The 12,684-nt window shown below is 49.5% G+C and carries 16 protein-coding genes; 7 read left to right on the forward strand and 9 right to left on the reverse strand.

The genetic code is table 11. The features are described 5' to 3' along the window. Positions 1-179: 179 nt before the first annotated feature. From BM025_RS01340 to BM025_RS01350, 3 genes are all read left to right on the forward strand, one after another. On the forward strand, positions 180-995 hold the full coding sequence (locus BM025_RS01340) for a response regulator (RefSeq protein WP_085847280.1): 816 nt from the start codon (positions 180-182) through the stop codon (positions 993-995). Between the two features lie 66 nt (positions 996-1,061). After that, positions 1,062-1,385 carry an ElaB/YgaM/YqjD family protein gene (locus BM025_RS01345; RefSeq protein WP_085847279.1) on the forward strand — a complete coding sequence of 108 codons (324 nt, stop codon included), beginning with the start codon at positions 1,062-1,064 and terminating at the stop codon, positions 1,383-1,385. Continuing rightward, complete coding sequence (locus tag BM025_RS01350; RefSeq protein WP_085847278.1) at positions 1,385-1,726, forward strand: phage holin family protein; 342 nt, start codon at positions 1,385-1,387, stop codon at positions 1,724-1,726. Before BM025_RS01345 ends, BM025_RS01350 begins: the two co-directional genes overlap by 1 nt. A gap of 77 nt (positions 1,727-1,803) precedes the next feature. Here BM025_RS01350 and BM025_RS01355 read toward each other — a convergent pair whose 3' ends face one another. Next, on the reverse strand, positions 1,804-3,024 hold the full coding sequence (locus BM025_RS01355; RefSeq protein ID WP_085847277.1) for a DUF2254 domain-containing protein: 1,221 nt from the start codon (positions 3,022-3,024) through the stop codon (positions 1,804-1,806). A gap of 30 nt (positions 3,025-3,054) precedes the next feature. Further along, on the reverse strand, positions 3,055-3,552 hold the full coding sequence (locus tag BM025_RS01360) for a Dps family protein (RefSeq protein ID WP_085847276.1): 498 nt from the start codon (positions 3,550-3,552) through the stop codon (positions 3,055-3,057). Between the two features lie 144 nt (positions 3,553-3,696). Between BM025_RS01360 and BM025_RS01365 the strand changes: the two genes are divergently transcribed. The 4 genes from BM025_RS01365 (at position 3,697) to BM025_RS01380 (ending at position 5,952) form a co-directional block, all read left to right on the forward strand. After that, positions 3,697-3,897, forward strand: a complete 201-nt coding sequence (locus BM025_RS01365; protein ID WP_085847275.1) for a CsbD family protein — start codon at positions 3,697-3,699, stop codon at positions 3,895-3,897. Between the two features lies 1 nt (position 3,898). Further along, positions 3,899-4,441 (forward strand): pyridoxamine 5'-phosphate oxidase family protein, encoded by a 543-nt coding sequence (locus BM025_RS01370; protein ID WP_170842080.1) that lies wholly within the window; start codon positions 3,899-3,901, stop codon positions 4,439-4,441. A 68-nt stretch (positions 4,442-4,509) separates the two neighbouring features. Continuing rightward, complete coding sequence (locus BM025_RS01375; RefSeq protein ID WP_085847273.1) at positions 4,510-4,944, forward strand: DUF2383 domain-containing protein; 435 nt, start codon at positions 4,510-4,512, stop codon at positions 4,942-4,944. 180 nt (positions 4,945-5,124) lie between these two features. Further along, positions 5,125-5,952, forward strand: a complete 828-nt coding sequence (locus BM025_RS01380; protein ID WP_085847272.1) for a PRC-barrel domain-containing protein — start codon at positions 5,125-5,127, stop codon at positions 5,950-5,952. A gap of 98 nt (positions 5,953-6,050) precedes the next feature. Here BM025_RS01380 and BM025_RS01385 read toward each other — a convergent pair whose 3' ends face one another. The 7 genes from BM025_RS01385 to BM025_RS19595 form a co-directional block, all read right to left on the reverse strand. Next, positions 6,051-6,956, reverse strand: coding sequence for an AraC family transcriptional regulator (locus BM025_RS01385; RefSeq protein WP_085847271.1), 906 nt, complete (start codon positions 6,954-6,956; stop codon positions 6,051-6,053). 22 nt (positions 6,957-6,978) lie between these two features. Continuing rightward, positions 6,979-8,055 (reverse strand): ABC transporter ATP-binding protein, encoded by a 1,077-nt coding sequence (locus tag BM025_RS01390; protein WP_085847270.1) that lies wholly within the window; start codon positions 8,053-8,055, stop codon positions 6,979-6,981. Next, positions 8,052-9,131: an NAD(P)-dependent alcohol dehydrogenase gene (locus BM025_RS01395; RefSeq protein ID WP_085847269.1), complete on the reverse strand. Its 1,080-nt coding sequence runs from the start codon at positions 9,129-9,131 to the stop codon at positions 8,052-8,054. Before BM025_RS01395 ends, BM025_RS01390 begins: the two co-directional genes overlap by 4 nt. Positions 9,132-9,138: 7 nt before the next feature. Then, positions 9,139-9,954, reverse strand: a complete 816-nt coding sequence (locus BM025_RS01400) for a carbohydrate ABC transporter permease (RefSeq protein ID WP_211753538.1) — start codon at positions 9,952-9,954, stop codon at positions 9,139-9,141. Beyond that, entirely contained in the window at positions 9,939-10,814 is an 876-nt protein-coding gene (locus tag BM025_RS01405; protein ID WP_085847267.1) for a carbohydrate ABC transporter permease, read from the reverse strand. Before BM025_RS01405 ends, BM025_RS01400 begins: the two co-directional genes overlap by 16 nt. Positions 10,815-10,935: 121 nt before the next feature. Beyond that, positions 10,936-12,198: an ABC transporter substrate-binding protein gene (locus tag BM025_RS01410; protein ID WP_085847266.1), complete on the reverse strand. Its 1,263-nt coding sequence runs from the start codon at positions 12,196-12,198 to the stop codon at positions 10,936-10,938. Between the two features lie 330 nt (positions 12,199-12,528). Continuing rightward, a complete protein-coding gene (locus BM025_RS19595; RefSeq protein ID WP_280139307.1) occupies positions 12,529-12,660 on the reverse strand; it encodes a hypothetical protein in 132 nt (43 codons plus the stop codon). Positions 12,661-12,684: the final 24 nt, after the last annotated feature.

Consider the following 12,684-nt stretch of genomic DNA (forward strand, 5'->3'; position numbering starts at 1 on the left):
CGACGCAAGTGATCCTTTATCAAATCAGTGCGCCGTTTCTCGGGTTGGTTGTCAATATTCATGCCCGTGTCGTCTCCATATCGCTCGATATCCTCGCCAGACGAGGAAATAAATCTAACTCTCATGGAACCAAACTGCGAACTGCCAGTTTGGTTCCAAAGAAAACAAAGGGACTTCCTATGACACAAACTGTTTCGGACCAGCCACTCTCACGCGTTGTCGCAGATCTTTTGCCATTTTTGCGTCGTTACGCGCGGGCCTTGACTGGATCGCAGCAAACGGGCGACCGGTATGCGGCGACAACACTCGAAGCGCTTTTGACGGATAAATCCATTTTTGAGACGTCCTCAAGCCATAAAGTCGCACTTTTCGGTGCATTTCACAAGATTTGGTCCAGCTTAGGCGCACCCATTCAAGACGGCGAAACCGGACTTGGCGCGCAGGCCCAAGTTCATTTGGCGCGTCTGACCGAAAACACACGCGAAGCACTTTTACTGAACACAATCGAAGAATTCACGCTCGCAGAAGTTGCAGAAATTATGCAAATCGATGAAAGCGAAGCCACAGATTTGTTGCGCATCGCCGAACAAGAGCTCGAAAAATCCGTGTCTGGCAATATTATGGTGATCGAAGACGAAGCCATCATCGCCTTGCACATCAAAAAAATTGTCACCGAACTTGGCCACAACGTTACAGGTGTCGCACGCAAACACAAAGACGCGGTCAAACTGGCGGCCAAGCAACGCCCTGATTTGATCCTGTCCGATATTCAATTGGCTGACGGTTCGTCAGGTGTTGAGGCTGTGAACGAAATTCTGGCCGAAGCTGGCGACATTCCGGTTATTTTCATCACCGCATTCCCAGAACGCTTGCTGACCGGTGACCGCCCTGAGCCTGCATTTTTGATCACAAAACCATACACCGAAGATCAAGTGCGTTCCGCAGTCAGTCAGGCGATGTTCTTTGCGTCGTCTGAAATAATCGAAGCGCATTAAGCGAAACATCGGAACCATTGGCCGTGTCACGAGTTGATCTATTGAACATACAAAAGGAGTTTTAAAATGGCACAAGCCTCAAAAAACAACGTATCCGAATTGAACACCGACGTGACACAGCAAATGGCGATCTTGCGTGAAGACATCGCGAATTTGACTGCAACAGTGGCTGAATATGGCAAGGCGCAAGGCGCCGCTTTGAAATCAACTGCGGCTCATAAAGCGGTAGATTTGGCTGAAACAGGTGCTGCCACAGCTGAGGCGCTTAAAGCGCAAGCTGGGAAAACCTACTCTGGGGCAGAAGACGCAGTACGCGCCAACCCTGCCACAGCCGTTGGTATCGCAGCGGGCGTTGGTTTCTTGGTCGGCATGCTCACGGCGCGTCGGTAATGTTCGGTATTGAGCAAAAAGTAGAAAAGGCTGCGCGTAAAGGCGCAGCCTTTTCTGCGGCGACTGTGCTGGCACTGGTTGGCATGGCGTTTTTAACCACTGCGGGCTGGATCATTTTGTCAGAGCTTCACTCTGCGCTGTTCGCGGCAACTGTTATTGGTTTTATTTATGTTGGTGCCGCCGCGATCACTTTGGCCATTGGTCTAAAAAAGCCCCAACACCCACATGCGCAACCAACAGGTCACGTGTCTGCGGATTCTGATTTAACGCCGTTACAACTTGTGGTGTTATCATTTTTGCAAGGGTTTGAAAAAGGGCGTCAAAACGATCAGCCCTCATAACAATTGTGGCAACGGAGTTGTGTGTGAGCTCGCAGTCCGGCACCCAACCCTGCCACACGAGCCAAATTCTAAACTTGTCAGGCCGCTGATGTGACCTTGTCCCTCAGCGACTTGAGAGTAGTGCGGTTTGCGGGCGTCGCGTGATCTGCCAAGCGGTCCAACACGTCGAGCATAGTCTGACGGGTCAAAGGGTCATCCGCAACGTAAGGCCGACAGTCGCCCAGCGAGCGCGCCAGCAAGTGTTCAAAGCTAATCGGTTGCGCCACTATATTTTGTGCTGAAAATATCGTCAGACCATTGTCATGCTGCGCAACCAAAGACAGCCCCGCTTCGAACCAGTGCAAACAACTGGTTGCCGTAAAGGGGTCATTCACGCCCGGCGACATGGCCCGTGCGACAATTTCAACCAGCTGCTCAGCAACAAATATCAAGTTTTGATTTTCGGTCTTAGACCGCCCTAACGCTACGGCTTCGCGCAGACGCGTGTCCATATCCTCATCCAAAGAATCTGACGTACCCCAAATCCGCAAAATGGCGCGATGCGGGTACATGAATTCCCCAGGCATTTCCAAAATTTCAATGGTCCACTCATTCTCACAGGCGATCTCGCTGAGCTGATTTTGAGCGATGTTGTGAATATAGCCAGAGGTGCGCAGAAAAACGTCCAAAGATGTGCCAGACTGTGATGCAGTATCAGTCGCGTCAGGATTAAGATCCTGATCCAAAAGGGTTTCAATGTCTCGCCCAAAGCGCTGTCCCAACCCTGCGATGATGTTCGATACGCTGATCGTTTCAGGGACATGGTGGACATGGAAGATCATCACAAAGACGGAAACAAGCGCCAAAATCAGTGAAATATAGATTGAGATATGTGGTACAAAAGCTGTATCTGGGCCTTGCGCATTTTGGATGGCGGGCAGAACCAACAGTGCAAACGTAAAGGTCGAAATCAAAATGCCCAGTGTCCACTGGTTGCCGCGATCGCGCATGAAATTGCCAATCAAACGCGGCCCATATTGCCCCGAGGCAAAGGACACTGCCAGCATCGTGATCGAAAACATGACCCCCGCGACGCCAATCATCGATTGCGCGATCACAGAGACAACGGCACGTGCGCCCTCGACACTGATCAGATCATTCATCCAATCAGGTCGAAAGGCGGACATTTTGGGATGGCTATCCACGAACAACGACACAAAGGTCAAAATGATCGTGAACAGCACCAGTACCGTCGGAATGAACCAGTAACTGGCCCTGACGTCATCAAGATGCTTTTTAATCCGCGCACTGAATGACATAGGGCTCAATCACTTTCATATAGGTGACGCTTAGGTGGTCGCCAAAGCGCGCAACATCCACGCTGCTTTTTCGTGAACCGCAGCGCGGGCTGTGGCCAGATCTTCGGTCACAGGGTCGCCAGCTTTACCTGCTTTTTCGATCACGTCATGCAGGCGTTTGGCAACTTTACTGTGGTCTTCGGCCAGACTGTTGCACAGGGTGATGGCATCTGCAACGTCACCAATATCGGTCACGACAGAACCTTTGAGCAGCTCTTTGGGGGACATCGCCGTCAGGTGCCCCAAAGCGCGAATACGCTCGGCAATCACATCGGCAGCAGCAAACAATTCGCCGTACTGGCCTTCTGTCAAATTGTGCACAGCGTAGAACATCGGACCTTCGACATTCCAATGAACCGCGTGAGTTTTGATCGTCAAATTATATGTATCGGCCAAGACCTTAGACAGTTCTTTTGCGACAGCTTTGGCGTCAGTCACGCCTGTCTTAATGTCGACAACTTCGGGTGTAGGTTTCAATGCTTGTGTCATGAGACATCTCCTTTGGTGTGAACGACTTATCGGTGGCCCAACTGGTAAATGTGGCATTGGTTCCAAGAATAAATTTTGGAACGGTTTGCTGTCGCTATGGTTCTCTACCCAGACGCTGAAAGGCAAAACCGAAAGGAGACCAACATGAATTGGGATCAAATAAAAGGTGAATGGAAGACCGTAAAAGGCAAAGCCCGCAGCAAATGGGGTGAGCTGACAGATGACGAGTTGGACCAAGTCGCAGGCGACCGTGAACAACTCGAGGGCTTGATTCAAAAGCGTTACGGCAAGACCAAAGAAGCCGCGAAAAAAGACGTAGATGCGTGGCTTAAGGAGGTATCTTAACATGGCAGACGTTGATCAACTCAACTCAAATCCCGAAAGCGCACTGTACGACGCGCTGAACGACACTCGCACTGGTATGCTGGGTCTCAAAGGATCCGAGCAGCACATGCAGCCGATGACGCATTTCGCCGATCAAGACGCGGGTAAAATCCGCTTTGTCACCGCGCGTGACACTGATCTTGCACAGGCTTTGACTGTGAATTTGACGGTGAAACAGGCAGCACGATTTACTGTTGTTTCAAAGGGGCAAGATTTCCACGCCTGCATTGATGGCACGCTTGAACAAGTTGTGGACCCTCAAACGTTGAAAGACCTTTGGTCACCCGTTTTGGGCGCATGGTTTGACGGCGGACCAGAAGACCCCGATGTGGTGCTTTTGGAATTCACCCCCACCGAAGCCGCGATGTGGGCCTCAACCGGAAACCCACTACGGTTCGGTTATGAGATTGCCAAAGCAAATATGAATGACGACGCAAAGCCAGATCTTGGCAGCCATGTTGTTCATACTTTTGCACCTGCAAAACTGGCCCACTCCGCCGCTTAAGGCGACACGTGAAACCTGCACCACTTGGCACAATCGCCGCTGGTGCGCAGATCAATAGGAGACTGAAAATGACAGCGACAATCCTGAATGAGACCGATCTTGATGCGGTCAAATCGCTCCTTGATACGACAGTTGATGCGAAAGAGGGCTTCGAAGTGATGGCGAACAAAGCCGAGCCAGAATTTCGCCCCGTCGCGCGCAAGTTTGAAGCGCTTCACAGTATCCATGCACAGCGCTTGTCCCAAACCCTCAGCATAAATGGTCGTGATCCATCAGGTTCGGGCACTTTGATGGGATCAGTCAATGAAGCCGCTATTTCGATCCGCGCCCTGTTCGATGAGATCGACGCCGATGTTATGGACAGCGTGCGCCGTGGCGAAAAGAATGTGTTCAAAGCATTTGATAAAGCGCTTGAGGGCGACATGACAAACTATCGTCATGACCTAGCTGGAATGCGGTTTGAATTGCAAACGCTTGTGAATGAGACCGCTCACTTGGACTGACGCCTCCACTAGATCATCTTTAAAAAACAACACTTCTGGCCGTTTGAAAAATGGCCGGAAGCTTTTGGCATGTCAAAATAAGCATCAGAAATAAAACAATAATTTTTGATATTTTCTTGGAACCGAATGCCGAAACAACAGTTCGTTTAACATCAACAACAACCTCTGAGGAGAGACATTATGAAACGCTTTATGACAACGACAGCTATTGCCCTTTTGATCGGTACATCTGCTATGGCTGATGATCATACCGCGCCATTCTCTGATACCCCTTTTAATGTCGCAGTTGATCTGAATGCCTCAGAAATGATCGGCGCACGTGTTTATGCAACCGAAAACGACACAAGCGCTATGACATCTGTGTCAGTAGATCAAACCACAGAATGGGATGACATCGGCGAAATTAACGACATCATCTTGACACGCGACGGCGCGGCGCAATCCGTTATCGTTGGCGTTGGCGGCTTTCTTGGCATGGGTGAAAAAGACGTCTCGATCAACATGAGCGACTTGCGCTTTATCTCTGACGGTGAAAGCCCCGATGACTACTTTATTGTCATCAATTCTAACGTTGCAGGCGTCACCGATGCACCAGCATACGACCGCACCGCAATGGAAGAGCGTGCCGAAGATATGGCCGACGTAGCGCATGACGAGATGAAAGAGGCAGGTCGTGACCTAAGTCTTATGACACCCCCTCTGATTGAACGTGACGGCTATCAAGCGACCATGGTCGAAGATCTGACAGCCGAAGATTTGACCGGCGCACGGGTCTATGGACCAAGCGATGAAGACATCGGCGAGATCGATGAAATTCTGCTGACAGATTCAGGCGAACTTGATCGTGCTGTGCTTGACGTTGGTGGCTTCCTTGGCCTAGGCGAACGCTCTGTCGCCGTAAGCTTTGAAGAGTTGACCATCATCCGTACAGATGAAGGGGACGATGTGCGCATCTACATCGACAGCTCACAAGAAGCTCTGGAAGCAAAACCAGCTTACGAAAACTAAGGGTCTCAGCTTTTTTAAGCTAAAATGATAATGGGTGGCAGCCAGAGATGGTTGCCACCTTTATCTTTACGCGAGGGACCATTTTGCACACCGCGATTTCAAGACATATGGATACGTTTGGTCGCCGCCTGCCTATAGGTTTTGGGTGTCATTTTCATCTCATGAAGAAAATACCGATTGAAATTAGACAGATTTCTAAAGCCGCAATCCGATGCGATCGTTGATATCTTTTGATCGGTTTCAGACAAAAGATTGCAGGCACGGCCAATCCGCAATTTTCTGAGATATTCTGTAAATGTCAGCCCAATGACGCGCTTGAAAAGCTTCGAAAACGCGGATTCACTCATATTCACATGATGCGCCACATCCGACATTTTAAGATCTGTATCAAGCTCTCCAATGGTTTTCTCAATGACATTTTGCACCCACAACGTCGATTGCTGATCAAGTATTGGCGCATAAGTTGGGGACACAAGGGGGATTTTTTCAGTGTTGTGCGACAGATGCAGCAGCAATTCATAGATAAGTGTCAGTGCGGACAATCCCTTGCGCTCGCCAATTTCGGTCAACATCTTTGCAGCAGATCGAACGCCGTCCCCCGAAAAAATCAACCCCATTCGAGCCTGCTCAAGCAAAGGGGACAGCTCGCCAATTTCACGCGGCGCCCCTGTCAAACCTACCCCAAGCGTTTCGGGGTCAAACTGCAAAACAACATCACGCCCAACGATTTTTTCATCTTTATCAGAGGCAATATCGCTGACCCACTGATGCGGAATATTGGGCCCCAAAAGAACCAAATTCCCTGGTTTAAATTCTGAAATATAATCCCCAACGAACATCGTACCATGCGATGCAACGATGTAGTGAAGTTCATATTCAGGATGATAATTCCATCGGGCCAAGGCATCGGGATAATCGTGACGATGCCACCGAAACGAATGCCCCGGACGCGGAAAAATGACCTCTAAATCGGGTGATTTTGGAAAACTTTCGATGGGGGCCATTTTAACGCATCCAGCCTTTATCCTAATCGTTGTTCAAACGTAGTCCACTTTCACTATCAAAGACATGCAAGAATTCTTGTGCAAGATAAAGTGTGGTCTCGATACCTTCGGCCACGGCGTTTGGGGCGTCAACAACTATGCTAATTTCCGTGCCAGCACAGTCAACGACCATCATTACTTCGTTGCCCAGATACTCTGTGAACACAACCGTGCCATTCAAAACCAAGTCACTGTCATTTTGGCGTACAAGGCTGATGTTTTGCGGACGAATGCCTAAAGTGGCGCTGCCAGATGTCGACGGTGTGAAATCCATGGCGTCTAAAGTAAGAATGCCGACCGACGTTTTGGCTGCAGGTCCTTCCATTGTGCTAGGCAGAAAATTCATTGATGGCGAGCCGATGAAATCCGCTACAAACAATGTTCGCGGCTTTGTGTAAATCTCTTGCGGCGTGCCGATTTGTTCTGCGTTGCCTGCATTCATCAACACGATGCGATCCGCCAAAGTCATGGCTTCCAATTGATCATGCGTCACAAACACGGTGGTCGTTTTGAGTTTTTTGTGCAGCTTGGCAATTTCAACCCGCAACTGTTGGCGCAACTTGGCATCAAGATTGGACAGGGGTTCGTCAAACAAAAACACCTCTGGCGTTTTAACAATCGCACGCGCAATGGCGACGCGTTGCTGTTGTCCACCGGACATTTGCGCAGGCTTGCGATCCAGATACGGGGCAAGTGCCAACATTTGCACGACATCATTGACTTTCGTATCAATTTCTTCGGCCGACAAACCAGACCGACGCAATCCAAAGGCGATGTTTTTGCGTACAGTCATATGCGGATACAAAGCATAGTTTTGGAACACCATGGCCACACCGCGCTCACCAGGCTCCGCAGTTGTAACATCGCGACCGCCAATTTCCAGCGTGCCCGTTGTGATGTCTTCCAAGCCCGCCAACATTCTAAGAATGGTAGATTTACCGCAGCCTGATGGCCCCAAAAAAACGATAAACTCTTCGTCTTTCACTTCTAAATCAAAGCCATGAACGACCTGTAAATCGGCATATTTTTTGGTTAGTTTTTTACATGTGATGTTGCTCATTGGTCTGATCCAGAGAATTTAATTTGGATTTTAACGTCTGTCGGGCGTGCTTCTACTGCTCTGTCAAACGCATCGATGCTATCTTCAAAGGCAAAGGTTTCTGAAACAAGCGGCTTAAGGTCGACTTTGCCTGATGCAATAAGATTGATCGCGCGATCATAAATGTTTGCGTATCGAAACACCGTTTCCATCCGAACTTCTTTGGCTTGCATAGACACCAAATCGACAGGCACGGGATCGACGGGCATCCCCACAAAGACGATACACCCGCCGGGGCGCACGGATTGGGTGATGGTTTTAAAAACAGCGGGTGCGCCCGTGCATTCAAACACGATATCAGCGCCCCAGTTTTCTGTTTTCGCATTGATGACATCTGTGACAGACACCTTGGATGAATCAATCGTCGTGATCCCATCGTATTGCTCTGCAACGCCCAGCTTGTCGGCCACAATATCGCAGACAAATACCTCTGCACAGCCCCCAGCCAAAGCGGCCAAAGCGGTCATGACGCCAATAGGACCAGCGCCCATAACCAGTGCAATATCACCCGGCTGGATTTTTGCCTTGGTCGCGGATTGCATCCCAATCGCAAAGGGTTCCACCATCGCGCCTTCGGCAAATGTGACGTTGTCAGGCAATTTGTAAGTAAAAGCTGCAGGGTGAATAACATTTGGCGTCAAACAGCCATGCACTGGCGGCGTGGCCCAAAAGACGACTGCGGGATCTACATTGTAGAGCCCAAGTTTCGAGGCGCGTGATGACATATCTGGAATGCCTGGCTCCATGCACACACGGTCGCCAAGTTTCAGGTGTGTGACGCCTTCGCCCACTGCAGTCACAGTGCCTGCCGCTTCATGCCCAAGCACCATAGGCTCATTCACCACAAAAGGCCCAATGCGCCCGTGGGTGTAATAGTGAACGTCAGATCCACAAACACCGACCGTATCAACGGCAATCTTGACTTCGCCCGCTGCGGGCTGTGTTGGCATGTCGATATCGCGTATTGCCAAAACATTTTGTTTTTCTAAGACCAAAGCGATCGAAGGTTGAGACTGGTGTATTTTATCGAGTTTCATTGTGTCTCTACTTTTTAAACATGCGGTTAAGGAAGCCACTCAAAACGCCAAGAAAAATCAGCGGTGGAATGGACAGAACGATCACGGATGCATTCAAAATGCCCCAAGGGACATTGCGTCCCAAAAGTGTGAATTCAGAGGCCACGATCGGCAGTGTTTTTGCCTCGGATGTTGTCAGCATCAAAGCGATCAAGAACTCGTTCCAAACAAGGATAAAGCTAAAGATGATGGCCCCGAACAACGATGGCCCAGCCACGGGCAAAGCGACCAAAAAGAAGATAGCATAGGGACCATACCCATCCAGCCGCGCGGCTTCTTCGATGTTTTGCGGCACGCGTTCAAATGCAGGAATAGACAGCCAAATGATCGTCGAAAGCGTCAGCAAAACATACGTCATGGTCAGCGACAAACGGGTATCGTAAAGGCCGAGGTCCAGATAAATACTCATCAACGGGATCGCGACAGCTACAGGTGGCAAAAACCGCAAAGACAGAACGAAAAATTTGATCTCATCACCCACACGGGATTTCATATGAGCCAACGCATAGGCGGCCGGAATGCCGAACAATGCGCCAAGCGCGACTGCCGAGAAAACGATGATGCCTGAATTTGACAACCCCAAACGCACAGAGGGGCGTTCAAAAACGTAGCGGAAATTTTCCAAGGTCGGCGTAAAGAAAAGCTTTGGGGTTGGCGTGACAATATCGACCACTTCTTTGAACGAATTCAACAAAGTCCAGACGACGGGGAAGACTGCGAAGATCACAACGCAGGCCAGCACAACACGTGCAGAAATTGATCCGAAAGTTATGCGGTTTGCCATTTGCGCACCCATTTAAAAAGAACAGTAAAGGTGATGATCGTTGTCAAAAGCATGAGAACGGCCATAGCGGATGCATAAGAAATGCGCCCAGATTCAACAAATCCTTGATTAAAGGCATACATATCAAGCGTTTCTGTCACGATGCCGGGGCCACCACGTGTCATGACGTAAATCAGATCAAACGACCGCAGGGACTCGACCATCTTAACAAAGGTCAGACTGATCAGCGGCGCGGCCAGCATTGGGATCGCCACATAGGCATAGATTTCCCACGTGCGCGCTTTGTCAATTCGAGCGGCTTCGAATGGCTCTTTGGGAAGTGTTTCAAGCAGCTTCAAAAGAATGACAGCAAAGAAAAGCCCCCATTGCCAAATGTCGACAACAGCAACAGAAATCAACGCCGTTTGAATGTTGGATAGAAACTCTATCGGCGCCCCTGTGAGTTCTTTGATGGGATAATTGATCACCCCCAACAATGGGTTGAACATGAACTTCCACACGAAAGCCGCTGTCACTCGTGGCAGTAAGACAGGAACGATCAACAAGGTCGAAATAATCGCCCGCGTGCGCCCGCGCGTCGTTTCAAACAGCAAGATCGCAACCAAAATGGCGACAATCATGGTACCTATCACGGTGATGGCTTCCCATTGCAGGGATACTTTCATCGCGTTTGAAAAACGTCGATCCGAGAACAGATTGATATAGTTTTCAAATCCAACAAAGCTGGTGCCGCGACGACCAAGTTCTTTGTTTTGAAACGAAATGATGATGGCTGCAATTGTCGGCACAAGGGCAAGTACGGCCAAGACAAAAAGTGGTGGGCCCAAAAATACCTTATTGATATGGCTTTTGGCTTTCATGAAATTCTCCAAAGGGGCAACAGAGTGATGCTATGGGCGCGCATGGCCGTAAAGCACTGTCAAAATTGGACCGACCGCCTCAAGGGAGCAAAGCGGTCGATCCAAGGACCTCACTTAACGCTTAGCGGCGCGCGATAAGATCGTTTGCGTAGTCTTCCAGCTCATTCAAAGCTTCTGGTATGTCTGACCGCGACCCGACAATCAGCTCTTCCAAGATGATGCCCCAACGGTCGCCAAGATCAGGCCAATCCGCATTTGGCCAAAAGTTGACAGTCGTGAATTCTGCGGTTTCTTCCAGTGCTGTGGCGATGTTACCGCTATATTTTGCAGCGAATTCATCGGACGCGAACACGCTTTGACGGTTCAAATCACCAAAGATGCCTTGTTCCAAGCGCTGCATTTCTTGGTCTTGTGATGTGGCCCAGCCAATGAACAAACCTGCACAATCAAGCGCAGCTTCGTCACGATTGGCTTTGGCCCCGATGGCAAGTCCGTGACCATATCCACCACCGGTGAGAGGACGCGGCGGAACTGTGTAGCCAACTTTGCCAGCAACTGCAGACGACGATGCATCTTCTGTCAACCCAGCCAACGGGCTTGATTCAACGATGAGTGCAACTTGGCCAGAGTTGAAGGCTTCGGTCACTTCTGTCCATGACCCTGTTGAGGTGCCGGGGGGGGAGTATTGGAACAACTCAAGATAGGTTTCAGTCGCTTTTATGGCCGCTTCTGAGTTGAATGTGGGCGTGTCGCCATCAAACCATTCGCCGCCAAAACCACGGAAATATGTCATCCAGCGCCACACGTTGGCACCCGATCCACGACCACCGCGCAGGGCAAAGCCGTAGACATTGTTTTCAGGGTCATGCAGCGCTTTGATCGCGACTTTCAGCTCGTCCAATGTGGTCGGAGGCGTGATACCCGCAGCGTCCAGCAAGTCTTTGCGGTAGTACAAAAAGTCACCACCGCCCTGGATTGGCGCAAAGTATAGATCACCCTCATATGACCCAACTGTCAGGCGGCTAGGGTCGAAATCGTCCAGATGGAATTCACTTGGAAAATGCTTTTCAAGCGGCACGATCCATTCGTTTTCCGCGAACAACGCGACATTCGCTTCGTCGATGTAGTAAACGTTGTAGCGCCCTGTTGTCGAAGCTTCGGCGCGTGACTTTGCACGGCGATCATTTTCATTCAAGAAATCGATTGTAAAAGAGACACCCGAGAGCGCTTCAAATTCGGCCGCACGCTCTTCGAGCAGCGTTAAACTGCCGCGCGGCTGGGCCAGAATTTTGAGATCATCGGTACACACAGCAGCAACAGCCGCAGTGGAAAGTGACGTTGCTATAAGCAGACCGCCAACGGTTGAAATGCTAGTTTTAAGCATTGGTTCTCCTCCCAGAGTTATTATTTTAGCCTAATACGTTCGGAGGAGTATCTGGATTTAGCTGATTTAAAATAGATCGACTGTTGCGCGTTTATAATACTAATTTTCCACAATATGGATTTTAAAACCTAAATACCTCAAAATACGGGATAATTAGTATGACTGCATAAGTGGATAATAGAGAACAAACCCCATATCTTCTCATTTTGCGTCAAACAAAACCGTCAATTCATTCAAAGTAATCATGTTCAAACCACTATTTTGTCAGCGCTAAAGGCTTTGAAACATCTGAAAAGTCCGCCACAACAAACACGGTGATCATGGTATTTTTTACTCTGACACGTCGTACAAACGCGCGATGTCATCATACATCATTTTGGCCGCTAAAGTACTGCCAGCCATGTTCCAAATTGTGTCGATCACTTCGATGTCATGATCTGTCAAAACGAATGACATAGACATCCCGCGCATCAATCCCTAAATGTT

This window comes from Pacificibacter marinus, assembly GCF_900109555.1.
Lineage (GTDB): Bacteria > Pseudomonadota > Alphaproteobacteria > Rhodobacterales > Rhodobacteraceae > Celeribacter > Celeribacter marinus_C.